Below are 26,035 nucleotides of genomic sequence, written 5' to 3' on the forward strand. Positions count from 1 at the left end.
AGGACACTCCCGCAAGGAAACAAGGCCGGCCCCGGGGATGCCGCCATCCCCAGGGCCGGTGGATAATGGAACGCCGCCGTCAGAAGGTCACGCCGACCTTCAGCCGCAGGCGGCGCTTTTCAAAGTCATCGGCATAGGTCCGGCCGCTCTTCACAAAGCCCGGCGACGGGTTGGCCAAGTCTTGCGCGAAGGGCAGCTGTTCCAGATACGTCAGGTTCACGAAGAAGCGCTCGCCGCCATAATGGATGGTGGGGCCGGCGTAATAGGCGACGTTGGTGGCCGAACCCGATGTCCAGAAATGGAAGTTGGAGAACTCGCGCTCATTCTGAAACTCGACGCCGGCGTACCAGTTCGGCGCGAAGCGGTAGGAGGCGGCGAGGCCGAAATTGACGTCGGTCTCGTGGTCCCAGTGTTCCGACGCGTCGTTGGACAGCGGATCGGCGTCCGGATCGCCGTTCAGGCGGCGCAATTCCTGTTCAACCGTCACGTTGGCCGCCACAACCAGCTGATCGTCCAGGAAGTTCTTCTGCACGATCAGGCGGGATTCCAGTTCGCGCGTCTTGGGGCCCACCAGGGGCTCCACATACAGCGCCAGGCCGATGGGATCGGTGTAGGGGCTGAGCAGGCGCCAGATCAGCTCAACCGAGGTGCCCTCGTACTTCGTCCCATGGAAGCTGGCGGTGTCGCTGGCGGGGGTATATTCGGCGAAGGTCTCGGGCACGGCGGTGTTGCCGTCCACGCCGTCCTGGCGGGCATGGGTCCAGGCGTAGTTGGCGTAGGCCGCGATCTGCAGATTGTCGGTCAGGCCGTACTCAACCTCCGTACGGCCCTGCCACAGGCTGAAGTCGCCCCCGGCCTTGCCCAGGCGGCCGGTCAGCCACTGCTCCGCCTCCACCTTGCCGGCGGGCAACAGGTCGGTGGTGTAGATGTAGCCGAACAGCGGCTCCCCCGCCGTCGCCCGCGGCGCCGTGCCCAGGACTGCACCGGCAAGGGCGCAGGCCAGCGTAACACCGCACAGGCGGGGGTGGGACAGGGGGCGGGTCGTCTTGCGCGACATTCGGCCGAGGCTCCTTAAAAGTGCGAATAAGTCGCAGGAGCAATGAGCCGGACCGGATAGCCCTGTCAATTCATAGTTTGGGCGCGCGACATATTGTCGCCGCAACAAATCGTGGTCGGTCCCGTGATACCCCACTGAGCGACAAAAGGGCGACGAAAGCGCCAAGACGGGACGACGCGCCTCCCGTCATCTTCCGCCGATCCCTCCAGTCCGATGAGTTCAGATCATGGCCGGCCATCCCGCGCACCCGCTGGCGCCCCTGCTTTCCCTGGCGCTCACCGCCGTCCTGGCGCTGACGGTTCCGGCCCCGGCGGCGCGGGCGGCAGCGGCCCAGGCCCGCACCCAGGCGCCGGGCTTCTACCGTATGATGCTGGGCGATATCGAGGTGACGGCCCTGTTGGACGGCACCCATCCCTTCCCGGTGCATGAGGTCATGGCCGGCATCACCACGGCCGAGACCGACAAACTACTGGTGGCCGCCGACCTGGCGGCGCCGGTGGAAGGGTCGATCAACGCCTTCCTGGTCAACACCGGAACCAGGCTGATCCTGATCGATGCCGGTGCCGGCGTGCTGTACGGCGCCGACGGCGGCCACCTGATGGCCAACCTGCGCGCCTCGGGCTACACGCCGGACGAGGTGGATGAGATCTACCTGACGCACCTGCACCGCGACCATGTCGGCGGGGTAGACCAGGGCGGGCGCATGGCCTTCCCCAACGCCATTGTGCGGGTCAACCGGCGCGATGCCGACTTCTGGCTGAACCCGGCCAACAAGGCCAAGACGCCCCCCTTCCTGGGGCCCATGTTCGACGGCGCCATCGACAGCCTGCGAGCCTATGTCGATGCCGGCCGGGTGCGGCCCTTCGACGGCGAGGCCCAGCTGGACCCTGCCATCCAGGCCCTGCCCAGTCCCGGCCATACACCGGGCCATACCGCCTATCGCGTGCGCAGCCGGGATGGCCAGACGCTGTTGGCGTGGGGCGACATCATCCATGTCGCCGCCGTGCAGGTCGCCGACCCCGCCGCCACCGTGAAATATGACAGCGACCAGGCGGCCGCAGCCCAAGCCCGCGACCGGCTGATGGCGCAGGCGGCGCGGGACGGCAGCTGGGTCGCCGCCGCCCATATCGCCTTCCCTGGCCTGGGCCACATCACCCGGCAGGACGGCACCTACCGCTGGCTGCCGGCCAATTATACGACCGTAGGATTGACGCAGGCGCACTGACCCGCGACGGCGCCAGCCGCGCCCGGCATACCTTCATCGCCATCCGAGGCATGTTCAAATCCGGCGTGGGGCGTCCAAGCCGCACGGGCGTAGTTCAGGCATCGTACTGCCATCCGCCCCTTCCCGTTCAAGAGCCTCCCGATGACCCAAACCCCCACCCCGGACCTGTCGCCGGCGGCCCCGCCGCCAGTCGCCGCGGCACCCGCCCCGACCGGCGCGCCGGCCTTCACCATCCAGGCCATGCTGACCCTGCGCCGCCGCGCCGGCCGTAAGGGGGACTAAGTCATGGCTTCCTTGCGCATCCGCATCGTCGGCGGCTCCATCGGCGGACTGGCGGCGGCCGCTCTGTTGCGGCAGGACGGGCACGACATCCGCATTTACGAGCGGTCGGCCGGCGGCCTGGCCGGCCGGGGCGCCGGCCTGGTCAGCCAGCGGGAGCTGTTCGCCCTGCTGCGCGCCGTGGGGTGCGAGCATGTGGCCCGCATCGGCGTGGTCGCGTTCGAGCGCATCTACTTCGACCGCGACGGCGGCATCGCCGAGCGCCACGCCACCCCCCAAACTCAGATCTCCTGGGACCATCTGTACCGTACCCTGCGGGCCAAGGTGCCCGACGACGGCTACGTCCTGGGCCGGGCTGTGCGCACCGTGACGCAAGGCCCCCAGGGCGCCCGCCTGCTGTTCAGCGACGGTGGGGAGGAAGAGGCCGACCTGGTCATCGGCGCCGACGGCCTGGGGTCGGTCGTGCGCCCGGTCGTGACCGGTGGCCCCGCGCCCAACAGCTATGCCGGCTATGTCGCCTGGCGCGGCCTGGTCCCGGAAGACCGGCTGCCGGCGGAGGCCGCCATGCTGCGCGACCGGTTCGCCTTCTACACGATGCCCCGGTCCCATGCCCTGGGGTACCTGGTGCCGGGACCGGGCGGCGAGACGACGCCGGGCCAGCGGCGGTACAACTGGGTCTGGTACCGGCCGGTGCCGGCGGCGGCCCTGGAGGCGACGCTGACCGATACGGAGGGCCGGCCCCATCCCCATTCCCTGGCCCCGGGCCAAGTGCGGGCGCAGGCGGCGGCGGCCCTGAGGGCGGACGCTGCACGGCTGTTGCCGCCGCCCTTCGCCGCCGTGGTGATGGCGGAGCCGGAACCCTTCATCCAGGCCATTTTCGACTACGAGGCGCCGGTGATGGCCACGGGCCAGGTCGCCCTGCTGGGCGACGCCGCCTTCGTGGCGCGTCCGCACACCGCCATGGGCGTCGCCAAGGCCGCCGGCGACGCCCTGGCGCTGCGCCGCCATCTGGCCGAGGCGCCCAGCGTCACCGACGCCCTGGCGCTGTACAGTCATGAGCGCTGCGCCGCCGGTTCCGCCATCACCGCCTATGGTCGCCGCCTGGGCGCGGCATTGGAGTGACCCCCATGGATACCACCGTGATGCCCCCTGGAGACGCCTCCGCCGGCCACCGCTGGATGCCTTCCGTTCTGCGCACCCTGGTCCTGGCCGGCGCCGCCGTGCTGGTGTGGGTGGTGGCCGGACACTGGGACCGCTGGCTGGGCGCCGCCCGCCACCAGTCCTCATCCGACGCTTACGTCACCGGCGACCTGACGCCCCTGTCGGCCAAGATTTCCGGATATGTTCAAACGGTGGCGGTGGACGATTTCCAGACAGTACGCAAGGGGGATCTGATCGCCCAGATCGAACCGTCGGACTACCAGGCCCAGCTGGATCTGGCACAGGCCAGCCTGGCCGCGGCCCAAGCGGCGCTGGCCAACCTGGCCAACCAGAAGGACGTGCAGCGCGCCCTGGTCCGCCAGGCGGAAGCCGGCATCGCCAGCGCCGCCGCCGACATGACCCGCACCCGGCTGGAAGCGGAACGCCAGCGCGACCTGCTGCGCACCAAGATCGCAGGGACGGAGCAGAAGGTGGAGCAGGCTGACGCCGACGCGGCCAAGGCCGTGGCCCAGTCGCAACTGGCCACCGCCCAGCTGGCCCAGCAGAAGGCCCAGCTGGCCAGCCTGGACGTGCAGGAACAGCAGCTGACGGCACAGGTGCGGGAGGGCGAGGCGCAACTGGCCCTGGCGCGGAACAACCTGGCCTATACCCGCATCACCGCCCCTGCAGACGGCATGGTGGGCCAGCGCCAGGTGCGCCCGGGGCAGTTCCTGAACGTCGGCACGCAGATCATCGGGGTCATGGCCCTGCCCAAGGTGTGGGTGGTGGCCAACTACAAGGAAACCCAGATGACCCACGTGCGGGTGGGCGACCCCGCCACGGTGACGGTGGATGCCTTCCCCGACCTGAAGCTGCACGGCCATGTTGATAGCTGGTCCCCCGGCACCGGCAGCGTCTTCACCCTGCTGCCGCCGGACAACGCCACCGGCAACTTCACCAAGGTGGTGCAGCGCGTGCCGGTGAAGATCGTCCTCGACCCGGTGCCCGCCCTGGGCACCCTGGTGCGGCCCGGCATGTCGGTCGTCTCCACCATCGATGTGGACGACCGTAAATGACCGCCGCCGCGCCCGCCGAACCGCAACTCCGGCCGACGCTGGACGGCATGCGGGCCTATATCGGCATCCTGGGGGTCCTGCTGGGCGCGCTGCTCTCCACCCTGGGCTCCCGCGTCACCACCTTCGGCCTGACCGATTTGCGCGGCGGCCTGCACGCCGGCTTCGACGAGGGCGCCTGGATCACCACCGCCTATGGCGTGGGGCAGATGGTGGTGGGGGTGGCCTGCCCCTATCTGGGCATTGTCTTCGGCGCCCGCCGGGTGCTGTTCGCGGGCATCGGCCTGTTCTTCGTGTCCAGCCTGCTGGCGCCGCTGTCGCCCAACCTGGCGGCCTACCTGGCCATGCAGTTCCTGTCGGGCCTGGGGGCCGGCACCTTCATCCCCCTGACCATCCGCTTCATCGTCCTGAACCTGCCGGCGCGGCTGACGCTGTACGGCCTGGCCGCCTACGCCATGAATTCGGAGTTTTCCCAGAACATCGGCGCGGCGCTGGAGGGCTGGTACGCCGAGAACTGGTCCATCGCCTGGCTGAACTGGCAGTACTGCCTGGTCCTGCCCCTCATGTTCCTGTGCGTGTGGATCGGCGTCCCGCGGGAACCGCTGAACACCGACCTGCTGAAACAGCACGACTGGCCCGGTGTCGCCTACGCCGCCGTGGGCTTCGGCCTGCTGTACGCGGGATTGGACCAAGGCAACCGGCTGGACTGGACGGGTAATGGCCTGGTGGTGGGCCTGCTGGTGGCGGGCGGCCTGATCACCGCCCTGTTTGCGATGCGCGAACTGGTCATCAGCCGCCGCCCCTTCCTGAACCTGCGCCTGATGCTGCGCGGCAACCTGTTCCTGCTCATGCTGCTGCTGGCCGGTTTCCGCTTCATCATCCTGTCCACCGCCTACATCATCCCCGTCTATCTGCAGGTGGTGCAGAACTTCCGCGAGCTGCAGGTGGGTCCGGTGCTGCTGTTCATCGCCCTGCCCCAGTTCGCCCTGATCTTGCCGCTGGGCTGGCTGCTGGCGTGGGTGGATGGTCGCTGGGTGCTGGCCATCGGCGCCCTGCTGATCGCCATCGCCTGCCTGCAGGCCACCAGCCTGACCAGCCATTGGGCCACCCTGGACTTCCTGCCGTCCCAGGCCTTGCAGGCGGTGGGGCAGTGCCTGGCGCTGACGGCCCTGGTGGTGCTGGTGGTGCGGAACCTCACGCCGGCCGATGCCATCTCCATCGGCGCCCTGTTGCAGGCCGCCCGCCTGTTCGGCGGCGAGATTGGCGTCGCCTTCATGCAGACTTTCGTGCGCATGCGGGAACAGCTGCATTCCAACCTGCTGGGCCTGCATATCGACCCGCTGGCCGGCGCCACCGCCGACCGCCTGGCCCGGTCCCAGGCCGTGCTGTCCGCCCACGGCGTGGACCCCGTTTCCGGAGCCACCCGGCTGCTGGCCAGCGCGGTGGCGCAGCAGGCCTCGGTCCTCGCTTATATCGACGGCTTCGCGGCGGCCGCGGCTGGCGCCTTTGCCTGCATCGCGCTGGCCGCCTGGCTGCGCCCACCGCCGGCCAAGGCTTGAAGGCAGAACGGGCTTGCGCGTAAAACGCGGAAATAAAAGGATGATTGCGACATGCCGTTTGGGGGTTGGCGGTTCGGATGATGAACGAGCAGGGCGTACGCTACACCTTCGGCAGCTTCACCTTCGACGTGCCGCAGATGACGCTGGCCAAGGCGGGGCAGCCGGTGAAGCTGGGCGGCCGCGCCGCCAACCTGCTGGCTGTGCTGGCCGCCGCCGGAGGCGGGCTGGTGACCCGCGACCGCCTGCTGGCCGAGGTCTGGCCCGGCCAGGCCATCGACGACAGCGCGGTCCGCGTGCACTTGTCCGGCCTGCGCAAGGCCCTGGGCGATGACGGCCTGGTGGTGAACGAGGCGGGGCGCGGCTATCGCCTCACCCTGCCTGTCACCCGCAACACCCAGACCCAGACACCAGCGGTGGAGGTCGCCACCCGCCCGGCCGCTGAGCCCGCTGCCCCCCGGCCCCTGGTGCGCCTGCTGGGAAGGTCGGAGGTGGTGGCCACGCTGGCGACGGAACTGCCGGAGCGGCGCTTCCTGACGCTGGCCGGCCCGGGTGGCATCGGCAAGACCTCCGTCGCCCTGGCCACGGCGGCAGCGCTGGCCCAGACGGCCACCGTGCGCTTCGTCGACTTGGCGCCCGTGTCCGACGCGGCGTGGGTGGAGGGCACCCTGGCCACCGCGCTGGGCTTGCCCGCCTCAGGCACGGATTGCTTCGCCGCCATTGTGGCCGCCCTATCCGCCAGCCCCAGCCTGCTGCTGCTGGACAATTGCGAGCATTTGGTGGATGCCGTGGCCGGCCTGGCCGAACGGCTGTTGCTCGCCGTGCCCGGCCTGCTGATCCTGGCCACCAGCCGAGAGCCGCTGCGCGCCGCCGGCGAATGGGTGCACCGCCTGCCCGCCCTGCCCATCCCCGACGGCCAGGCCCAGGATGCGGCCACCGTGCTGTCCTATCCCGCCGCCGCCCTGTTCTTCGAGCGGGCGCGGGCTGTGCGGTCCGACTTCACCGTGGACGACGCGACCGCCCCCGCGCTGGCCGAGATCTGCCGCCGCCTGGATGGCATCCCCCTGGCCATCGAGCTGGCCGCCGCCCGGGTCGACCTGATGGCGCTGCCGGAACTGGCCAGCCGCCTGCATGACCGGCTGAACCTGCTGACCCGCGGCCGGCGCACCGCCCTGCCCCGCCACCGCACCCTGCGCGCCGCCCTGGACTGGAGTTATGAGCTGCTGGCGCCGGAGGAAAAGGTGCTGCTGATCAGCCTGTCGGTGTTCCGCGCCGGCTTCGACGCGGCGGATGCCCGGGGGCTGACCAGCGGCGGGGAGATGGAGGTGCTGGACGGCCTGGCCGACCTGGTTGCCAAGTCCCTGGTGGTCAGCAGCCGCGACGGCGCCACCACCCGCTACCGCCTGCTGGACACCACCCGTTATTACGGGCATGAGCGCCTGGTCGACACCGGCCTGGATGGCCGCGTCCGCGCCGCCCACGCCCGCCACATGATCTCGCTGTTCAGCGACGCCCAGGCCTCGTGGGAGGGCAAGGCACCGCGCGACTGGCTGGCCACCCACAGCCGCCGTATCGATGACGTGCGCGGCGCCCTGGACTGGGCGGTGGGCGAGGACGGAGACATCGGCCTGGGCCTCACACTGATCGTCGCCAGCGCCTCGCTGTGGTTCCATCTGTCGCTGCCGCATGAGTTCCTGGGGCGGGCGGAGCGCATCCTGGCCATCCTGGATGAACAGGGCGCCGCCGACCCGGCACGGCGGGTGGAACTGCTGGCCGCCTATGGCCACGCCCTGTGGCACACCCGGGGGCCTGTGCCGGCCATGGGCCAAGCCTTCCGCCAGGCGCTGGAGATCGCGGAAGGCATTGGCAACGAGGGACTGGCGCGCCGCGCCCAATGGGGCATCTGGGCCCACCACACCCTGGCCGGCGCCTACGCGGACAGTCTGGCGGCGGCCGAGGCGTTCGCCGCCCGCGTGGGGCCCGAGGGTGGCCTGACAGAGCGGCTGACGGGCATGCGCATGCGCGCCATGTCCCACCATTTCCGGGGGGAACATGCGGCAGGCCTGGCATTGCTGGAAACGGTCATGGCGGCCGATGCCGATCCGGTGCGTGTCAACCTGGCCAACCATGCCCAGGTGGACGCCAAGCTGGCCGCCCTGACCCTGCTGATGCGCCTGCGCTGGGCCATGGGGGATGTCCGCGACGCCCTGGACTTGGCGCGCGCGGCGGCGGAGGACGCCACATCCATCGATCACGCCCTGTCATTGTGCTACTGCCTGGCCATCGGCGCCATCCCGGTGGCCATTGCCGCCGGGGAGAGGGATCTCGCCACCGGCTGGATCGACCGGTTGGCCCAACGCACCACCCGCCACGCCCTGGACCACTGGAACATCTTCGTCCATGGCTATGGCGCCGCCCTGGGCCGGTTGGGGGGCCACACCATCGCCGCCGCCAGCGCCATGCAGGTTGAGATGTTCGCCGTGGCCGGCAATGCCGAGGCGCGGGCCATGGTCCTGGCACGGCCGGAGCCTCACGCCGGCTGGCACGGCCCCCTGCTTTAACACCCCCGGCTTAACGGCATAGGAACCGGTACACAACGCTTCACATCGCTTAACTCCCAGCCTGGTGGTCGCCTGACCGACACTGCCTTCATCACGGTCCCCCGCCCGACACGCCGCGGAAGGGGACGCCCACCGGATGGAGGAAGACATGACCGCCCCTGTCGCCGCCCTGGACGCCTTTCACACCCTGGCCGGCCTGCCCCCCGCCGGCTTGCCGGCCGCCGGCCACCTGGCCACCATCGCCCGCCTGCTGGAGGAGGCCATGCATGCCGTGGAGCATGACGTGGCCCAGGCGCGCGACCGCATCGTCAAGGTGCGCGACTTGCTGCTGCACCGCCCGCAGGAAGAGGCGGCGCGTGGCGGCCTGGCGCCCTGGCAGGCCCGCCGTGTGGCGGCCCTGGTGGAGCGGCGGTTGGGCGGCGCCCTGTGCAACGAGGACTTGGCCGCCGAGGCCAAGCTCAGCACCAGCCATTTCTGCACCGCCTTCCGCCAGACCTTCGGCATGTCGCCGCACGCCTTCATCGTCAGCCGACGGGTGGAACGGGCCAAGGCCCTGATGCTGGACACCGATGACGCCCTGGCGGAGATCGCCGACGCCTGCGGCTTCGCCGACCAGGCGCACCTGAGCCGCCTGTTCCGTCAGGCCACGGGCAGCAGCCCCGCCAGCTGGCGCCGCGCCAACGCCGTCGACGTTTCCCTGATCGCCTGACCCGTGCCGGACCATAGCCCCATGATCCACGACCTGACCGCCAAGGGCCCCCGGCTGGACCCTGCCGCGCACTGCCTGACCCTGGATGCGGGCGTGCAAGGCTTTCTTGACCGCGTGGTTGAGGCGGAATTGCTGCCCTACGCCCCCGGCCTGGACCCGGCCGCGCGGCGGGCCATCGCCACGCGCCTGCAGGCGGACGCGCCACCGGTGGAAGAACCCGTCGTCCACCTCACCGTGCCGGGCACCGAAGCGATATCACTGTACCTTTGCCGTCCCAACCATGGGACGGCGCGCCCGGTACCGGTGGTGTTCTACCTGCACGGCGGCCTGTGGGCGCTGGGCGGCTGGGACACCCATGGCGGCGCGGCCGCCGCGCTGGCCCGGTCCTGCGGCGCCGCCCTGGTCTTCGTCGACCATGGCGGGATGCCAGCCGCCCAGTCCCTGAGGCAGGCGCGCGCCGCCCTGGACTGGACGCGCGCTCAAGGACGGGACCACGGGCTGGACACCGCGCGGATGGCCGCGGCCGGCGACGGCAGCGGCGGGGCCATGGCGGCGTTGCTGGCCGCAAGCCTGCCGCCCAGCGAGGGCTTTCGCCTGCTGCTGCTGTTCCATCCCCTGCTGGGGCCGGCGGCGCCGGACACCCTGTCCTCCCCCTGGCTGGACCATTGCGACCTGCCGGCGGTGATGGCCCAGGCTTTCCCCGGCCAACCGGCCTGGACGGGGCTGTCGCCCCTGGACCTTGCCCCCAATCGCCTGCGCCGCATGCCGCCCACGCTGATCCTGACGGCGGAGGCGGACCTGGCCCGGGAGGGCGGCGAAGCGCTGGCCCGCCGCCTGATGCGGGCGGAGGTGGACGCCAGCGCCCTGCGCCTGATGGGCACCATCCACGACTTCTTCTGGCTGGATGGGCTGGCGGACACCGCCCCCACCCTGTCGGCCCTGGCCGTGGCGCAACGCGCGCTGACCGACGCCTTCGGCCGCTAAGCCACCCAAACCACTTTCGACGGAGCGCCCCATGGCACCCAACGCCCCCGCCTTGCGTGTTCTGCTGGCCCTGGCCGGCACTTGCTGCACCGGTCCCGGCGGCGGTGCCCTGCTGCTGGCCCAGGTCGACTGGCTGATGCCCCGCCTGCGGACCTGGGCGTCGGGCAATGGACAGGGCGGGCGGAAGAAAGACGGGATGCCGCTGATAACGGGCGGAGATTTCGGACAGACGCCCGCCTTTCCTTCAAGCCCGCCCCGCTGATGGCCGGTACCGTCCGCCCTTCCCCCATGAAACCGAGGTAGTCCCATGAGCACCCTGACCCTGCGCGACGGCACCGATCTCTATTTCAAGGACTGGGGCCGCGGCCAACCCGTCCTGTTCAGCCACGGCTGGCCGCTGAGCGCGGACATGTGGGAATACCAGATGCTGCACCTGGCGCGAAACGGCTACCGCGCTGTGGCCTTCGACCGCCGGGGTTTCGGCCGCTCCAGCCAGCCCTGGGACGGCTATGACTACGACACCCTGGCCGACGACGTCGCGCAACTGATCGAGCATCTGGACCTGAGGGATGTGGTGCTGGTGGGCTTTTCCATGGGCGGGGGCGACATGGTGCGCTATCTCACCCGCCACGGTGCCGGCCGCGTCGCCAAGCTGGCGCTGGTCAGCGCGGTGACACCCTTCTTCCTGAAGACCGACGATAATCCCGAGGGCATGCCGGCCGAAGGCTTCGCGGGCATCCGCGCCGCCATCGCCCAGGACCGGCCCCAGTTCGTCGCGGATTTCAGCGTCCTCTATTTCGGCACCAACCGGCCGGAGGCCGCAGTGTCCAAGGGGATCCTGGACCAGACGCTGCAGATGGCGGCACAGGCATCCATCAAGGCCACCATCGACTGCGTCACCGCCTTCTCCGAAACCGACTTCCGGCGGGAGATGGCGGAGATCCGCCTACCCACCTTGATCATCCATGGCGATGACGACCAGACGGCGCCCATGGGGCCGACCGCGATGGCCACGGCGCGCCTGGTCCCCGGGGCGGAGCTGAAGATCTATCCCGGCGCGCCCCATGCCACCTGCACCACCCACAAGGACCAGGTGAACGCCGACCTGCTGGCCTTCCTGCGAAGCTGAGGCCCAAGCGGATGCCGGGGCACGGGGCGGGGCAGGATTGTCTCCCGCCCCGTTTCTGTCAGAAGCCCCACAAACCAGCGTAGGGGGGTAGCAAACCTAGGTATGGGATGTTCCGGGGCGGGCGAAAGGGCACCGTGGCGACGTCAACACGCCCTGCCCAGGAGCCTGTCCCATGCAAGCGCACCTCCAGACCCCGACGCGGCCCGTTTCCTTCCTCTCGCCCCCACCGGCTCCGCTGCCTCATGCGGCGCCGTGGGACGACCGGCGCATCGTCACGCTCGTCACCGCCGCCCAGGCGGCGCTGGACCACGACCTGGAACGGGCGCGCGGTTGCCTGGACCAGCTGGCGGCCCTGCTGGACGGCACGGAAAAGGCACCGGTGGATGAGGCCATCCTGCTGTCCGCGGCGCCCGCGGCCGAGACCGGGGCCAACAAGGGCGGCCTGGCCCCCTGGCAGTTGCGCTGCGTCATGGGCCATATCCAGGCCAACCTGGCCCGGCCGCTGCCGGTGGATCAGCTGGCCGCCCTGGCCAACCTCAGCACCAACCACTTCACCCGCGCCTTTCGCGCCAGTGTCGGCGAAACGCCGCATACCTATGTGGTGAAGCGCCGCGTGCGCCAGGCCCAGATCCTGATGCTGACCACCGACCAGCCGTTGAGCGAGATCGCCTATGGCTGCGGCATGGCCGACCAGGCGCACCTGACCCGGCTGTTCCGCCAGTTCGTGGGGGAAACGCCGTTGCGCTGGCGGCGCACCTGGGGGCGGCCCACACACAGCCGGGACAATTGAAGGCGTCCGTTCCGGTTTTCGGCGCCGGTCGCAGCGTTGCGGGCAACGGCCCGCCCTTGCCCGCCTAACCTTCAAAGTACCGCCACCTCCAACAAGACCGGCACCCATCCGCGAGGGAAAGATGGGGGGCATCCGCACCACCGACGGCGATGGGGCCAGGCGCCGTCGCACGTCGTGACCCGCAAGGTCCCGGGGGAACTCCCCGTCCCGGGGCCGGCTTTATCCACACCCCCAATGCCGCGAGGTGACCGCCCATGTCCATGACCGTTGCCGACCAATTCGCCGCCACGCTGGCCGCCGCCGGCGTCAAACGCATCTATGGGGTCGTGGGCGACAGCCTGAACGGCCTGACCGACGCCCTGCGCCGGCGGGGCGACATCACATGGATCCCCGTACGGCATGAGGAGGTGGCGGCCTTCGCCGCCAGCGCCGACGCCCACCTGACGGGCACCATCGCCGTCTGCGCCGGTAGCTGCGGGCCGGGCAACCTGCACCTGATCAATGGGCTGTTCGACTGCCACCGGTCCCGCGTGCCTGTGCTGGCCATCGCCGCCCACATCCCCTCGCCCGAGATCGGATCCGGCTATTTCCAGGAAACCCATCCCCAGGACCTGTTCCGGGAATGCAGCCATTATTGCGAGCTGGTGTCCGATCCCGCCCAGATGCCGCGCAGCCTGGAAATCGCCATCCGCACCGCCATCGGCGAGCAGGGTGTTTCCGTCGTCGTCATCCCCGGCGACGTCGCCTTGCAGGAAGCGGTGACGGAGGTGCGGCCCAAACCCGCCGGCCTGGTGCCCAAGCCGCCCGTGGTGGTGCCGGCGGACGCGGAGCTGGACGCCCTGGCCGACCTGCTGAACCGCAGCGGCCGCGTCACCCTGCTGTGCGGCTCGGGCTGCGCCGGCGCCCATGACGCGGTGGTGGCGCTGGCGGAAGCGCTGAAGGCCCCGATCGTCCATGCCCTGAAAGGCAAGGAGCATGTGGAATACGATAATCCCTATGACGTGGGCATGACCGGCCTGATCGGTTTTTCCTCCGGCTATTACGCCATGCTGGATACCGACATGCTGCTGATGCTGGGCACGGACTTCCCCTACCGCCAGTTCTATCCCAAGGGGGCCGGCGTCGCGGTGGCGCAGGTCGATATCCGCCCCAGGCAATTGGGCCGACGGGCGTCGCTGGACCTGGGCTTGGTGGGCGATGTCGGCGCCACCGTGCGCGCCCTGCTGCCTCGCCTGGCCCCGAAGACGGACGCCGCCCATCTGGAAAAGGCGGTAAAACACTATCAGCGCGCACGGGCGGACCTGGACGCCCTGGCCACCCCTGGCGCCGGCCACGGCGTCATCCATCCGCAGCAGGTGGCCAAGGCCGTCAGCGACCTGGCGGCCGAGGACGCCGTCTTCACCTTCGACGTCGGCCTGCCCACGGTGTGGGCCGCGCGCTACCTGGCCATGAACGGCCGGCGACGCCTGATCGGTTCCCTTTGGCATGGGTCCATGGCCAACGCCATGCCCATGGCGCTGGGCGCCCAGGCGGCTTTCCCCGGTCGGCAGGTGGTGTCCCTGTCCGGCGACGGCGGCTTCACCATGCTGATGGGTGATTTGCTGACCTTCAAGCAGCGGGGCCTGCCGGCCAAGATCATCGTCTTCAACAACGGCGCCCTGGGCTTCATCGAGGTGGAGCAGAAGTCCACCGGCTTCCTGCCTTTCGGCACCGGCCTGGACAACCCCAACTTCGCCGCGCTGGCGGAGGCGGTGGGCATCAAGGGCATTCGCCTTGAGCGCCCGTATGAGGTGGAACCCGGCCTGCGCGAGGCCTTCGCCCATGACGGCCCCGTGCTGGTGGACGCCGTGGTGGCGCGTACGGAGCTGCCCATTCCGCCGGCCATCAACGCCGAGATGGCCAAGGGCTTCACCCTGTACATGCTGAAGGCGGTGATGAGCGGCCGGGGCGACGAGTTGGTGGACCTGGCCAGGACCAACCTCTGGCGGTAAGGCCTTTGCCCGCCTTTCCCCGGGCGTTTACAGTGCGCCCGGGGGGATCGGGAAATGGATCGGAACGAGAGGCGCCCGCGGGTCGTCGTCGTGGGCGCCGGACCGGTGGGCTTGGCGACCGCCATCGACCTGGCGCTGCGCGGCGTGGCGACCGTGGTGCTGGACGACAATGACCGGCTGCCCGCGGGCTCCCGCGCCATCTGCTGGGCCAAGCGCACGCTGGAGATCTTCGACCGGCTGGGCGTCGCCAGGCCCATGGTGGACCGGGGTGTCACCTGGAAGGTGGGACGCCTGTTCCATGGTCCCCGCCAGGTCTACGCCTTCGACCTGCTGCCGGAGGACGGGCACCGCATGCCGGCCTTCATCAACCTGCCCCAGCATGAGGTGGAGCGCCTGCTGGTGGCGCGCTGCGCCGACTTTCCCGACCTGATCGACCTGCGCTGGCGCCACCGGGTGGTGGGCGTCACGCCGGAGGACGCGGGTGTGGCCGTGCGGGTGGAAGCGCCCGACGGCGCCCATGACCTGACGGTGGACTATTTGGTTGCCTGCGATGGCGGCAGGTCGCCGGTGCGCGGCCTGCTGGGCCTGGATTTCGCCGGCCAGGCCTTCGAGGAGCGCTTCCTCATCGCCGATGTGGAGATGAAGGCCGATTTCCCGGCGGAGCGCTGGTTCTGGTTCGAGCCGCCCTTCCACAACGGCCCGTCCGCCCTGCTGCACAAGCAGCCCGACGACATCTACCGCATCGACCTGCAACTGGGCCCCGATGCCGATCCGGCGGAGGAAATGCGGCCGGAACGAATCGTCCCCCGCGTCCGCGCCATGGTGGGTGACCGTCCCTTCCGCTTGGTCTGGACCTCCGTCTACACCTTCCAGTGCCGGCGGCTGCGGCACTTCGTCCACGGCCGGGTGATCTTCGCCGGCGACAGTGCCCACGTCGTCTCCCCCTTCGGCGCCCGGGGCGGCAATGGCGGCATCCAGGACGCGGACAACCTGGCCTGGAAGCTGGCCCTGGTGGTCCAAGGCCGGGCGCCGGCCGCCCTGCTGGACAGTTACGATGAGGAGCGCGGCCGGGGGGCGGACGAGAACATCCTGAACTCCGCCCGCGCCACCACCTTCATGACGCCCAAGAGCGCCATGGAGCGCCTGTTCCGCCAGGCGGTGCTGGACCTGGCGGCCAACCACGCCTTCGCCCGCCGCATGGTCAATTCCGGCCGCCTGTCCCTGCCCTGTTCCCTGGCCGGCCTGTCGCTGCAGACCCCAGCCGAGCCCGGCGCCCCCGGTCTGCTGGCACCCGGCACGCCCTGCCCCGACGCGCCACTGGATGATGGTTTCCTGCTGGACCATCTGGGGCGGGGGTTCATCCTGCTGGCGGTGGGCGACATCGTGGTCCCGGCGGAAACAGGCCTGCCCTTGCTGCGGCTGCCGGCCGGCGGCCTGGCCGCCCAGCGCTACGGCGCCGGCGCGCTTTATCTCATCAGGCCCGACCAGCATGTCGCCGCCCGCTTCCCCGTCGGGGTCGACGCCACCACCATCCGCCGCGCCCATCAGCGCGCCCTGGGAGGACCCGCCCATGACTGACATCGATCCCCTGGCCGAGGACCGCTTGGCCCAAGACCATTTAGGGGGGCAGGGTGACGACATCTACGCCGCCCTGCTGGCCGCGCATGAGGGCTTGGCGTTCGAGGCCAGCGCCGCCCTGAACGCCCGCCTGGTCCTGCTGCTGGCCAACGCCGTGGGTGACGTGCCCCTAGTGCTGGCCGCCATCGAGCGGGCACGAACGGCAGCGCCCGACCAAGGTTGAATGCCACGGGCCGGCCGGCTATGGCACCTTGACCCTGGCCCGGGACCTTGCCCGGCGCGAGGAGGCATGGATGCACGACCGTCATGATCCCGAAGACGCCGCCGATACAGACACGGCCAAGGCCGGCTTCGTCCGGGTACGGGGCGCGCGGGAGCATAATCTGAAGAATGTCGACGTGGACATTCCGCGCGATGCCTTGGTGGTGTTCACCGGCGTCTCCGGCTCCGGCAAATCCTCCCTGGCCTTCAGCACCCTCTACGCCGAGGCGCAGCGCCGTTACCTGGAATCGGTGTCGCCTTACGCCCGCCGGCTGTTCCACCAGATGAGCGTGCCGGATGTGGACACCATCGAGGGGTTGCCGCCGGCCGTGGCCCTGCAGCAGCAGCGCGGATCGCCCACCGCGCGCTCCTCCGTCGGCAGCGTTACCACCCTGTCCAACCTCCTGCGCATGTTGTACTCCCGCGCCGGCGACTATCCGCCGGGCCAGCCCCTGCTGGAGGCGGAGGCCTTTTCCGCCAACACGCCGGAGGGGGCCTGCCCCACCTGCCATGGCCTGGGCCGGGTGCATGAGGTGACGGAGGCCAGCATGGTGCCGGACCCGTCGCTGACCATCCGGGAACGGGCGGTGGCGGCCTGGCCCACGGCCTGGGGCGGGCAGAACCTGCGCGACATCCTGATCACCCTGGGCATCGACGTCGACACGCCCTGGCGCGACCTGCCCCGGGAGACGCGCGACTGGATCCTGTTCACCGAGGAACAGCCGGAGGTGCCGGTCTACCCGGGTTTCACCGCCGCCGAGGTGAAGGAGGCCATCCGCCGCAAGCTGCCCCCCAACTACATGGGCACCTTCTCCAGCGCGCGCCGCCACGTCATGCACAGCTTCGCCACCACCCACAGCGCCATGATGAAAAAGCGCGCGGCCAGCTTCATGGTCAGCAGCCCTTGCCCCACCTGCGCCGGCCGCCGCCTGCGGCCGGAATCGCTCGCGGTGACCTTCGAAGGCCTGGATATCGCGGTCATGGGCCAGCTGCCGCTGAAGCGCGTAGCGTCCCTGTTCGCCGCCTATGCCGGCGAAGGCTCGGAGCGGCTGGGGGAATTGCGCCGGACGCGGCCGGAAACGGCCATCGTCATCGCCCGCATCGCCGCCGACCTATGCCGGCGCCTGGCCGTGCTGCTGGACCTGGGCCTGGGCTACCTGACGCTGGAGCGCAGCACGCCCACCCTGTCACCCGGGGAGCTGCAGCGCCTGCGCCTGGCGACCCAGGTCGTCTCCACCCTGTTCGGCGTGGTCTATGTGATGGACGAGCCGTCGGCGGGCCTGCACCCGGCCGACACCCAGGCGCTGCTGCGGGCACTGGACGGGCTGAAGGCCATGGGCAATTCCCTGTTCGTGGTGGAGCACGACCTGGACGTGGTGCGCCATGCCGACTGGATCGTCGATGTCGGTCCCGCGGCCGGTGAGGGCGGCGGGCGCATCCTGTACAGCGGGCCGCCCAGAGGGCTGCGGCGCGTGGCGGCCTCCGAGACCGCCCGCCATCTGTTCGCGGCGGAGGGCGGACCGCGGCGGACGCCGCGCGCGCCCCAGAGTTGGCTGCGCCTGGCCGGCGTCACCCGCAACAACCTGAACAACCTGGACTGCGCCTTCCCGCTGGGCGTCATGACCACCGTCACCGGCATCTCCGGCTCCGGCAAGTCCAGTCTGGTCAGCCAGGCGCTGGTCGACCTGGTGGGCAAGGCCCTGGGCGCGCCGGTGGCGGTGGAAGAGCCGCCGGCCGATGCCGAGGCCATGCTGGAACAGGAACCAGTGGCCGAGACCGAGGGCCGCATCGAGGGCGGGCCCAAGGATGCGCTGGGCGGCATCAAGCGCCTGATCCGGGTGGACCAGAAGCCCATCGGCCGCACACCCCGGTCCAACCTGGCGACATACACCGGCCTGCTGGACCATGTGCGCACCCTGTTCGCTGAGACGCCCGAGGCCAAGCGGCGCCGTTACGATGCCGGCCGCTTCTCCTTCAACGTGGCCAAGGGGCGCTGCCCCCGCTGCGAGGGCGAGGGCTCCGTCATGGTGGAGCTGCTGTTCCTGCCCAGCGTCTACGCCCCCTGCCCCGTCTGCCACGGCACCCGCTACAACGCCCAGACGCTGGAGATCACCTATCGCGGCAAGACCATCGCCGACGTCCTGGGCCTGACGGTGGCGGCGGCATCCGACTTCTTCCATGACGTGCCGGCCATCCAACGGTCGCTGACGGTGCTGCGTGACGTAGGGCTGGATTATCTGCGGCTGGGGCAGCCAGCCACCGAGTTCTCCGGCGGGGAGGCGCAGCGTATCAAGCTGGCGACGGAACTGCAGCGGGCCCAGCGGGGCGGCGCCCTTTATGTGCTGGATGAGCCTACTACGGGCCTCCATCCCACGGATGTGGAGCGGCTGGTGGCCCAGTTGGATGCCCTGGTCGCGGCCGGCAACACGGTGGTGGTGGTGGACCACGACATGGGCGTGGCGGCGGCCAGCGACTGGGTGATCGACATCGGCCCCGGCGCCGGCGACGAGGGCGGGCGCGTGGTGGCGGCCGGAGTGCCGGCGGTGGTGGCGGCATCGCCCGACAGCCGCACGGCGCCCCACTTGCGGCCCTTCCTGCGCTTGGGTTAGGGAAGGCCGAGCCGCCCCCACCCCAAACCGGACGCCGATGACCACCCTTCCCTGGATCGCCCTGGTGCTGGCCACGGCCGCCGCCTGGACGGATCGTTTCCGTCTCTGGGCCTTGGGGGCCCTGGCCGTGGGCTACGCGGCGGCGGCCGTGAATGGACAGCTGGGCTGGCCGGCGGGCGGGGCCTTGGCCTTGCTGGGCCTCGCGGCCTGGGCGGTGGGATCGCGCCGCCAACCCCTGGTCCGGTCCCTGGGTAACGGCCTGTTCCTGGCGCTGGCCGCCGCCTTGTCCGCCCATCTATGGCCGGGTTTTCACAACCCGCGCGCCCTGGGGCCGGTGCGCATCACGCCGGATGCCGTGCCCTTCAGCCTCTACCTGAACCTGGACAAGCCGCTGGTGGGCCTGTGGCTGCTGATGGTGATGCCGGCGATCCGCGATCTGCGGCCGCCGCGCGCCACGCTGACTGCGGCCGCGGCAGGCTGGCTGGGCGCCTCAGCCGCCTGCCTGACGGCAGCCCTGGCGCTGGGGGCCGTCACCTGGGCACCGAAATGCCCGGCCGATGCCGGCCTCTGGCTGGTCGACAACCTGGCCTTCGTGACCGTGGCGGAGGAGGCGCTGTTCCGCGGCTACATCCAGGGCGGACTGACGCGCCTATTGGAGCGCTGGCGAGGGGGACGGACGGCCGCCCTGCTGGTAGCCTCGGCCCTCTTCGGGCTGGCCCACTTGGGCGGCGGCCCGCGCTGGGTGGTGCTGGGCACCGTCGCCGGCGTCGGCTATGGCCTGGTCTACCGCCGGGGCGGGTTGCCGGCGGCCATCCTGGCCCACGTGGGCCTGAACGCCACCCACTTCTTCCTGTTCACCTATCCCATGCTGCAAGCGGCGGGATGACCGCCGCCCGCCGGCCGCGCCATCCGAATGCCTGGGGCCGAGAGGAAACCTATTTCTGATGTCGTGTAAAACATCGATCAAGTCCGCAGCCGTCAGCGATGAGGGCGGCCAGCACGGCCTGGCCCAGCGCCAAGCCACCATCGTTGGCCGGTACTTGGCCGTGTATCACAGGCCGCCAGCCCGCGGCCCGCAGGCGGGCTTGGAGTTCGTGCAGGATGATGCGGTTCTGCAGGACACCGCCCGACAGCGCGACCAGGGCGCCGGGCCCCGCCCCCGCCCGCCCCGTCGCCTGCACCAGCGCCTCGGACAGGCCAAGGTGGAAGCGGGCTGCGATCAGCCCCGGCGCCTCTCCGGCGGTCAAGTCGCCCAACAGCGCCTGCCACATCGGGGCCCAGTCGATCACCACGGGATGGTCGGCCCCAAATGCCGCCGGATAAGGACGCGCGGTGGCGATATGAGGACGCGCCAGCGCCTCAAGCGCCATCGCGGCCTGCGCCTCATGCCCAATGCGCGCGGGATGGATACCCAGCGCCGCCGCGACCGCGTCGAACAGCCGACCCGCCGAGGAGCAGGGTGGCGCGTTGGTGCCGGTTTCCAGCATGCGCTCCAGCACGGCCACATGCGCCTCAGGCGGCAGGTGCTTCAGCACGGGCGCGGCCTGGTTCCGCCACGTTTCACCGAAGGCTTGGCGTAGCTGGGTTACCAAGTTGCGCCACGGCTGACGCATCGCGGCGGCCCCGCCGGCGAGGGCCACGGGGGCGATATGGGCGGCGCGGGTCACGCCACGGTATCCCCCGCGCAGGATCTCGCCGCCCCATAGCGTTCCATCCGCGCCCAGGCCCAGACCGTCCAGGATAATGCCGAAGGTGGCGTCCCCCCCCTCCGTCAATCCGATACCGGCATCCGCCAGGCAGGCGGCCATATGGGCATGATGATGCCCCACGGACACCAGCCGGGCGCCGCATTCCCGCGCCATCGCGGCGCCCAGCGTGGTCGAGAGATAATCCGGATGGGCGTCAACGGCGATCACCGCCGGCGTGAAATCGAACAGGTCGCGGTAGAGACGCAGCAGGACCCGGTAGTCATCGAGGGCGGCCGCGTTTTCCAGGTCGCCGACATGCTGGGACAGGATGGCTTGCCCCTCCCGCAGCAGGCAGAAGGTCGCCTTCAGCTCGCCGCCCATGGCCAGGGTGGACGGCAGATCGCCGAAGCCCGGTGGTAGAGGCAACGGCGCCGGAGCGTAACCCCGGGCCCGGCGCAGGATGGCGGGCGCACCGCCGGTGGCAGCGACCACGCTGTCGTCCAGGCGGTTGAGGATGGCGCGGTCGTGCATCAACCAGGCATCGGCCAATCCGGCCAGGCGGGCCCGCGCGTCCTCGTTGGTGATGACTTGCGGTTCATCCGACCGGTTGCCCGACGTCATCACCAGGGGGCCGTCCACCCGGGCCATCAGCAGGTGATGCAGCGGCGTGTAGGGCAGCATGAAACCCAGATGGTCCTGGTCCGGCGCCAGCCCGTCCGGCAGCGGCGCGCCATCGGGCCGCCTGGGCAGCAGCACGATGGGCGCCGCAGGCGATTGCAACAGGGCGCAGGCCGCGTCGTCCAGCCGGCAATACCGGCCGACCTCATCCACCGATCGGGCCATCACCGCGAAGGGCTTGGCATCGCGCGCCTTGCGCCGCCGCAATTCCGCGACTGCCTTGGTGTTGGCGGCATCACAGGCCAGGTGGAAGCCACCGATACCCTTCACGGCGATGATGCCGCCGGCGCACAGCAGCGCGGCCGCCGCGTCCAGCGGGTCCGCCCCCTCCTCCGGGGCGGGCTCCAGCCACAGCCGGGGACCGCAGGCGGGGCAGGCCGTCGGCTGGGCATGGAAGCGGCGGTCGGCGGGGTCGGCGTATTCGGCGGCACAGTCCGGGCACATGGTGAAGGCTGCCATGGCCGTGTTGGCGCGGTCATAGGGGATGGCGCTGACGATGGACAGCCGGGGACCGCAATGGGTGCAGTTGCCGAAGGCATAGCCCTGGCGCCGGTCGGCGGAGTCGAACAGTTCCGCCCGGCAGGCGGGGCAGGTGGCCGCGTCGGGCACGATGCCTGTCCGCGTTAATCCGGCGGCACTGGCGGCGATGGTGAAGCCATGGGGCGCCGGACCACGGTGGGGGACGACCTCGATGGCGTCGATGCGCGCCAGGGGCGGTGCCTCGCGGCGTAGCCGGTCCTGAAAGCCGTCCAGCGCCGCAGGATCACCCCAGGCGTGGATGATCACGCCTTCCCCGTCATTGGCGACATCACCGGCAATATCCAGCACGCGGGCCAGGCGCCATACGTGGGGCCGGAAGCCTACCCCCTGGACCAGGCCCCGCACCCGGATGCAACGGCCCGCCATGGCGCCGGCGGCCTCCATCAATGCACCGTGCAGACCATGCAGGGGTCGAAGGAACGGACGATGTGCTGCACGGCCACCGGATCGCCCTCCCCCTCGCGGACGGGGGCGCCGCGCAACGCCTGCTCCAGCGGGCCGGGCGTGCCGGCGGCGTCGCGGGGGGAGAAGTTCCAGGTGGTGGGGGCGATGATCTGGTAATTGGCGATGCGCCCACCCTGGATGGTCACCCAATGACCCAGGGAGCCCCGGGCGGCCTCCGTCAGGCCAGCCCCCTCGCCCACCATCGGCAGGGGTGTATGGTCGATGAAGGGAGCCGCCGGGTCGACGGCGCGCACCCAGCGTTCCATGGCCATGGTGACCAGGGCGACCTCCAGCAGCCGCGCCACCACCCGCGCCTCGACCGTCGCGCCGTCCCGTGCCACGAGGTCGCGCGGCAGCGGGTGCCCCGCGACCAGCTGCCGCGACAGGGCGCCCACCTCCGCCACCTCCCCGTCCAGGCGCGGCGCCTTGCACCAGGAGTAAGCGTCGTCCCGCGCGGCATCCGGCGGCATCCCCGGCTCGCGCGGGGGGCGCGGTGCCGCGTCCGGGTCGGACCGGTACCAGGCGTGGCTGACATCCTCCGTGATGCGGTCGACCGGCAGGATGCTGCCGACGCCCTGCCTGAACATACCGCGCGGGAACAGCGGCCCTTCCGCGGAGGGATAGGCGCCGAAGCTCATATGCCGCAGGTCGGTACGGCCCAGGCGGTTCAGGCCAACCGCCTGGGACACGGCGACGAAGCGGGCGAAGTCACCCCGATCCACCCGCGCCTCCATCCAGGCCAGCAAAGCGTCGCGGGTCGACAGGGCCGCCACCGCCTCAAGCGCATCGGCGAACAGGGTGCGCTCCAGGAAGCGGCGGAAGGCGGCCAGCAGGGCGCCCAGCCGCGCCAGTTCGGCCCGCGATACGGCGCGCGTCGATCCGCCGGGCTGAACCGCCAGGGTATGGGGCCATTTGCCGGCCAGGATGCCCAGCAGGTTCATCAGCTCCGCCCGGGCGGGCAGGAACTCCTGCGCAGCGCCGCCCTTCACCGCGGTGAACCGCGCGGCCGTGCCCGCATACCAAGGCTCCCCCGCGTAAACGGCGCGGGCGAAGTCGGGCATGAAGAACAGATAGAAGTGCGTCAGGTGGTCGGCGACGTTCTCCACCGCGTGGATCAGATTCATGGCCAGGCCGCCATTGGCCGGCAAGGGCCCGGAACCCGTCGCCGCCAGCGCGCGCGCCGCGGCCACGGATTGCGACACGGAACAGATGCCGCAGATGCGCGGCGCGTAGACCAGCGCGTCCAGCGCCGGCTTGCCCACCAGCATGGCCTCGAACCCGCGATAGAGCGGGGAGACGACGCGGGCATCGGCCACCATGCCGGCGCTGATGTCGAGGCGCACCTCAAGATCGCCCTCGACACGGTTGAAAGGACCGACGATCAGGCGGCTCATGCGCTGTCCTTGCGCTTGTCATGGGGAAGAAGGACCGGTGCTGGCCGTGCGGCGTTGTCGCGCAACCGCTTGGGCGTCGCCGCCTTGGACAGGGATGCCAGCGCCACGAACCACGCCTTGGGCATGTCCGTCGGCAGGCCGATGGGTATGCCGGCCACCTTGGGTGTGACAGCGAAGGCGTGGCCCGGCTCCTCAAACCCCGGGGCCGTGCAATTGATGCACGCGTAGTTGCCGTCCAGGCAGGAGCCGCCGCCGTTCCACGGCCGGATGTTGCAGTCGGCCCGTGCCTGTGTGCCCTTGCAGCCCAGATTCTCCATCATGCAGCCCAGGTCGCCCGGCTGTTCCGCACTGGCCTTGAACTCATAGAATTCGTTGCGGGCGCAGCCGTGGTGGACCAGGTGGGCGGTATAGGCCAGGGGGCGCTCCCACTCATCCAGGTCAGCCGCGCTCAAGGTGCCGGCGCCGATCTGCAGCAACGTGTCGGTGAACCAGCCGGGGTGGATGGGGCAGCCGGCGATATTGATGACGGGCAGACCCTTGGCGGAGCGGAATCCCGCCCCCAGCAGGCCGCCGACGCGGGTGCCGTCATAGGCCAGGCCGCACGCCTCCACCTCGTTGCCGCCGGCGGCGGTGATACCGCCGAAGGCGGCGCAGCTGCCCACGGCCACGACATAGCCGGCCCGGCGGGCGATGGCGGCGATCCAGTCGCGCATGGGCTTGCCCGTCCCGGCCATCAGGTGGAAGCGGCCGGTGCCGCCGGGCCCGTTGATGACCGATCCCTCCAGGCACAGGATGTCCACCGGCTGGTCGCCCGCGGCTGCGGCCTCCAGGATGGCCCGCGCTTCCCCGCCCGTCGCCTCGCTGAGGGACGGGTGCCACAGCAGTTCGACGTTGGCCGCCGCCAGGGCCGTCAGCAGATCCGGCTTCTCCGCCCCCAGCAGGGACAGGGTGCAGCCGCCGCAGCCGCCGGATTGCAGCCATAAGAGCCGCAGCGGGCGGGGCGGTTCAGATACTGCGGTCATCGACCGGCACCTTCAGGGTAAAGGCGGCGCCACCGCCTTCCGCTTCGGCGTGGCTCAGGCTGCCGCCCAGTTTTTCTGCCATGTTGTAGCTGACGTACAGCCCCAGGCCGGTACCGCTGCCGATGGGCTTGGTGGTGAAGAAGGGCTCGAAAATCTTGCCCTGGTTCTCCGGCGGGATGCCAGGGCCGTTGTCGGCGACCGTCAGGACGATCCACCCGTCCTGTTCCCCCGCTGTGATGCGGATAAGGGCGCCGTCGCGGCCGTTCACGGCGTCCACCGCGTTCTGCACCAGATTGACCAGGATCTGGTGCAGCTGGCCCTTGAGGCCCACCACATCCAACGCGGCCGGCAACTCCAGCCGCACCTCCGGCTTGGTGCGCTGCGTCTTGATCACCCAGTCGGTGGCCGTGTGGATCAGGCGGACCAGATTGAACGCCTCGGGCTCCTCACGCTGGTTGGAGGAGAAGCGCCGCAGATCCTGCACGATGTCACGCACCCGCTCCGCCCCTTCCAGCGTGCCGTCGACCAGGGGGCCTATGTCGGCCAGCACCTTGTCGATGCGCAGGCTGTCGCGCAGGGCCGCCAGCTCTGCCCGCGGCTTGCCGGCATCGATGGCCGCGAGATAGCTGGTGATGGCGGCGCCATACCGCTTCAGCGCGTACATGTTGCCGAACACGAAGCTGATGGGGTTGTTGAGTTCGTGTGCCACCCCCGCCACCAGCCGGCCCAGCGCCGCCATCTTTTCCGACGTCAGCAGCTGCTGCTGGGTCTGCCGCAGGCGCTGGTGCGCCTTGTCCAGATCCCGGTAAGCGCGCAGCAGTTCGCCCACGGGCCGGCCGGCCAGGACCATGCCCGCGAACCGGCCGCGCGCATCGCGACGGGGCGCCCCATTCACGGATACCGCCGCCCGCTGGCCGTCCGCCGCCAGCAGGTGCCAGCCCTTGTCCTCGATGGCGCGCCCCTCGGCCAGGCAGGCCCGGATGTCGGCATGGTCGGCGGGATCGAACAGATCCAGCAAGGGGACCGCCAGTAAATCACCCTCCTCCCGCCCCAGCGCCGCCGTCAGCGCGGCGTTGACCCGCAACACGGCGCCGGCCGCGTCGCAAACGATCAGCACGTCATTCATGGCCCCGAGGACGGAGTGCATGAAGTCGCGCGCCTGCTGCAGGCGCTGGTTCTGTTCCTCCAGCGCCACCTGCGAGGCCACGAGGTCGCTGTAGACCACGTCCATGCGGCGGATGACGTCGATCCACAGCTGTTCACCCTCGCCTTCCGCCTCTGGCGGCCGGTCCCCGAAGGGCAGCGCCGGCTCGTGGCTGCCCATGGC

Annotated in this window: 21 protein-coding genes; 16 read left to right on the forward strand and 5 right to left on the reverse strand. The window is 70.5% G+C overall.

Features of this window, described 5'->3' with window-relative positions; all coding sequences use genetic code 11:
- Positions 1-79: 79 nt before the first annotated feature.
- Entirely contained in the window at positions 80-1,057 is a 978-nt protein-coding gene (locus P5F91_RS27500; RefSeq protein ID WP_145610360.1) for a DUF6662 family protein, read from the reverse strand.
- Between the two features lie 226 nt (positions 1,058-1,283).
- Between P5F91_RS27500 and P5F91_RS27505 the strand changes: the two genes are divergently transcribed.
- The 16 genes from P5F91_RS27505 (at position 1,284) to P5F91_RS27580 (ending at position 19,828) form a co-directional block, all read left to right on the forward strand.
- A complete protein-coding gene (locus P5F91_RS27505; RefSeq protein ID WP_145610361.1) occupies positions 1,284-2,282 on the forward strand; it encodes an MBL fold metallo-hydrolase in 999 nt (332 codons plus the stop codon).
- A gap of 141 nt (positions 2,283-2,423) precedes the next feature.
- Entirely contained in the window at positions 2,424-2,564 is a 141-nt protein-coding gene (locus P5F91_RS27510; RefSeq protein ID WP_186454699.1) for a hypothetical protein, read from the forward strand.
- A 3-nt stretch (positions 2,565-2,567) separates the two neighbouring features.
- A complete protein-coding gene (locus P5F91_RS27515; RefSeq protein WP_145610362.1) occupies positions 2,568-3,683 on the forward strand; it encodes an FAD binding domain-containing protein in 1,116 nt (371 codons plus the stop codon).
- A gap of 5 nt (positions 3,684-3,688) precedes the next feature.
- Positions 3,689-4,777 (forward strand): HlyD family secretion protein, encoded by a 1,089-nt coding sequence (locus P5F91_RS27520; RefSeq protein ID WP_246134345.1) that lies wholly within the window; start codon positions 3,689-3,691, stop codon positions 4,775-4,777.
- Positions 4,774-6,333, forward strand: coding sequence for an MFS transporter (locus P5F91_RS27525; protein ID WP_277908812.1), 1,560 nt, complete (start codon positions 4,774-4,776; stop codon positions 6,331-6,333). The genes P5F91_RS27520 and P5F91_RS27525 overlap by 4 nt, the downstream gene beginning before the upstream one ends.
- Before the next feature lie 77 nt (positions 6,334-6,410).
- Entirely contained in the window at positions 6,411-8,891 is a 2,481-nt protein-coding gene (locus P5F91_RS27530) for an ATP-binding protein (protein WP_277908813.1), read from the forward strand.
- A gap of 148 nt (positions 8,892-9,039) precedes the next feature.
- Positions 9,040-9,600 carry a helix-turn-helix transcriptional regulator gene (locus P5F91_RS27535; RefSeq protein WP_277908814.1) on the forward strand — a complete coding sequence of 187 codons (561 nt, stop codon included), beginning with the start codon at positions 9,040-9,042 and terminating at the stop codon, positions 9,598-9,600.
- 21 nt (positions 9,601-9,621) lie between these two features.
- The gene (locus P5F91_RS27540; protein WP_277908815.1) at positions 9,622-10,584 is read left to right on the forward strand and encodes an alpha/beta hydrolase; all 963 of its coding nucleotides are present in this window, start codon (positions 9,622-9,624) and stop codon (positions 10,582-10,584) included.
- A gap of 31 nt (positions 10,585-10,615) precedes the next feature.
- The gene (locus tag P5F91_RS27545) at positions 10,616-10,846 is read left to right on the forward strand and encodes a hypothetical protein (RefSeq protein ID WP_277908816.1); all 231 of its coding nucleotides are present in this window, start codon (positions 10,616-10,618) and stop codon (positions 10,844-10,846) included.
- A gap of 45 nt (positions 10,847-10,891) precedes the next feature.
- Positions 10,892-11,713, forward strand: a complete 822-nt coding sequence (locus P5F91_RS27550; protein ID WP_277908817.1) for an alpha/beta fold hydrolase — start codon at positions 10,892-10,894, stop codon at positions 11,711-11,713.
- 172 nt (positions 11,714-11,885) lie between these two features.
- Positions 11,886-12,503 (forward strand): helix-turn-helix domain-containing protein, encoded by a 618-nt coding sequence (locus P5F91_RS27555; protein ID WP_277908818.1) that lies wholly within the window; start codon positions 11,886-11,888, stop codon positions 12,501-12,503.
- Positions 12,504-12,757: 254 nt separating this feature from the next.
- Positions 12,758-14,494 carry a ubiquinone-dependent pyruvate dehydrogenase gene (gene poxB / locus P5F91_RS27560; RefSeq protein WP_277908819.1) on the forward strand — a complete coding sequence of 579 codons (1,737 nt, stop codon included), beginning with the start codon at positions 12,758-12,760 and terminating at the stop codon, positions 14,492-14,494.
- 54 nt (positions 14,495-14,548) lie between these two features.
- Positions 14,549-16,072: an FAD-dependent oxidoreductase gene (locus P5F91_RS27565; protein WP_277908820.1), complete on the forward strand. Its 1,524-nt coding sequence runs from the start codon at positions 14,549-14,551 to the stop codon at positions 16,070-16,072.
- Positions 16,065-16,295, forward strand: a complete 231-nt coding sequence (locus P5F91_RS27570) for a DUF2783 domain-containing protein (RefSeq protein WP_145610371.1) — start codon at positions 16,065-16,067, stop codon at positions 16,293-16,295. Before P5F91_RS27565 ends, P5F91_RS27570 begins: the two co-directional genes overlap by 8 nt.
- 70 nt (positions 16,296-16,365) lie before the next feature.
- Entirely contained in the window at positions 16,366-18,942 is a 2,577-nt protein-coding gene (locus P5F91_RS27575; RefSeq protein ID WP_277908821.1) for an excinuclease ABC subunit UvrA, read from the forward strand.
- 37 nt (positions 18,943-18,979) lie between these two features.
- The gene (locus tag P5F91_RS27580) at positions 18,980-19,828 is read left to right on the forward strand and encodes a CPBP family intramembrane glutamic endopeptidase (protein WP_277908822.1); all 849 of its coding nucleotides are present in this window, start codon (positions 18,980-18,982) and stop codon (positions 19,826-19,828) included.
- A gap of 49 nt (positions 19,829-19,877) precedes the next feature.
- Here P5F91_RS27580 and hypF read toward each other — a convergent pair whose 3' ends face one another.
- The 4 genes from hypF to P5F91_RS27600 form a co-directional block, all read right to left on the reverse strand.
- The gene (hypF, locus tag P5F91_RS27585) at positions 19,878-22,214 is read right to left on the reverse strand and encodes a carbamoyltransferase HypF (protein WP_277908823.1); all 2,337 of its coding nucleotides are present in this window, start codon (positions 22,212-22,214) and stop codon (positions 19,878-19,880) included.
- Between the two features lie 17 nt (positions 22,215-22,231).
- The gene (locus P5F91_RS27590; RefSeq protein WP_145610375.1) at positions 22,232-23,686 is read right to left on the reverse strand and encodes a nickel-dependent hydrogenase large subunit; all 1,455 of its coding nucleotides are present in this window, start codon (positions 23,684-23,686) and stop codon (positions 22,232-22,234) included.
- Positions 23,683-24,708: an NADH-quinone oxidoreductase subunit B family protein gene (locus P5F91_RS27595; RefSeq protein WP_145610376.1), complete on the reverse strand. Its 1,026-nt coding sequence runs from the start codon at positions 24,706-24,708 to the stop codon at positions 23,683-23,685. The genes P5F91_RS27590 and P5F91_RS27595 overlap by 4 nt, the downstream gene beginning before the upstream one ends.
- Positions 24,692-26,035, reverse strand: a 1,344-nt coding sequence (locus P5F91_RS27600; protein ID WP_277908824.1) for a sensor histidine kinase, incomplete at its 5' end; no start/stop codon positions are given. The genes P5F91_RS27600 and P5F91_RS27595, both read right to left, overlap by 17 nt.

The sequence above is a fragment of the Nitrospirillum amazonense genome, from assembly GCF_029594735.1.
GTDB classification, from domain to species: domain Bacteria; phylum Pseudomonadota; class Alphaproteobacteria; order Azospirillales; family Azospirillaceae; genus Nitrospirillum; species Nitrospirillum amazonense.

Coding starts and splice junctions, on each gene's coding strand:
- P5F91_RS27500 (WP_145610360.1), bottom strand. CDS start 1,057: ATGTCGCGCAAGACGACCCGCCCCCTGTCCCACCCCCGCCTGTGCGGT.
- P5F91_RS27505 (WP_145610361.1), top strand. CDS start 1,284: ATGGCCGGCCATCCCGCGCACCCGCTGGCGCCCCTGCTTTCCCTGGCG.
- P5F91_RS27510 (WP_186454699.1), top strand. CDS start 2,424: ATGACCCAAACCCCCACCCCGGACCTGTCGCCGGCGGCCCCGCCGCCA.
- P5F91_RS27515 (WP_145610362.1), top strand. CDS start 2,568: ATGGCTTCCTTGCGCATCCGCATCGTCGGCGGCTCCATCGGCGGACTG.
- P5F91_RS27520 (WP_246134345.1), top strand. CDS start 3,689: ATGGATACCACCGTGATGCCCCCTGGAGACGCCTCCGCCGGCCACCGC.
- P5F91_RS27525 (WP_277908812.1), top strand. CDS start 4,774: ATGACCGCCGCCGCGCCCGCCGAACCGCAACTCCGGCCGACGCTGGAC.
- P5F91_RS27530 (WP_277908813.1), top strand. CDS start 6,411: ATGATGAACGAGCAGGGCGTACGCTACACCTTCGGCAGCTTCACCTTC.
- P5F91_RS27535 (WP_277908814.1), top strand. CDS start 9,040: ATGACCGCCCCTGTCGCCGCCCTGGACGCCTTTCACACCCTGGCCGGC.
- P5F91_RS27540 (WP_277908815.1), top strand. CDS start 9,622: ATGATCCACGACCTGACCGCCAAGGGCCCCCGGCTGGACCCTGCCGCG.
- P5F91_RS27545 (WP_277908816.1), top strand. CDS start 10,616: ATGGCACCCAACGCCCCCGCCTTGCGTGTTCTGCTGGCCCTGGCCGGC.
- P5F91_RS27550 (WP_277908817.1), top strand. CDS start 10,892: ATGAGCACCCTGACCCTGCGCGACGGCACCGATCTCTATTTCAAGGAC.
- P5F91_RS27555 (WP_277908818.1), top strand. CDS start 11,886: ATGCAAGCGCACCTCCAGACCCCGACGCGGCCCGTTTCCTTCCTCTCG.
- poxB (WP_277908819.1), top strand. CDS start 12,758: ATGTCCATGACCGTTGCCGACCAATTCGCCGCCACGCTGGCCGCCGCC.
- P5F91_RS27565 (WP_277908820.1), top strand. CDS start 14,549: ATGGATCGGAACGAGAGGCGCCCGCGGGTCGTCGTCGTGGGCGCCGGA.
- P5F91_RS27570 (WP_145610371.1), top strand. CDS start 16,065: ATGACTGACATCGATCCCCTGGCCGAGGACCGCTTGGCCCAAGACCAT.
- P5F91_RS27575 (WP_277908821.1), top strand. CDS start 16,366: ATGCACGACCGTCATGATCCCGAAGACGCCGCCGATACAGACACGGCC.
- P5F91_RS27580 (WP_277908822.1), top strand. CDS start 18,980: ATGACCACCCTTCCCTGGATCGCCCTGGTGCTGGCCACGGCCGCCGCC.
- hypF (WP_277908823.1), bottom strand. CDS start 22,214: ATGGCGGGCCGTTGCATCCGGGTGCGGGGCCTGGTCCAGGGGGTAGGC.
- P5F91_RS27590 (WP_145610375.1), bottom strand. CDS start 23,686: ATGAGCCGCCTGATCGTCGGTCCTTTCAACCGTGTCGAGGGCGATCTT.
- P5F91_RS27595 (WP_145610376.1), bottom strand. CDS start 24,708: ATGACCGCAGTATCTGAACCGCCCCGCCCGCTGCGGCTCTTATGGCTG.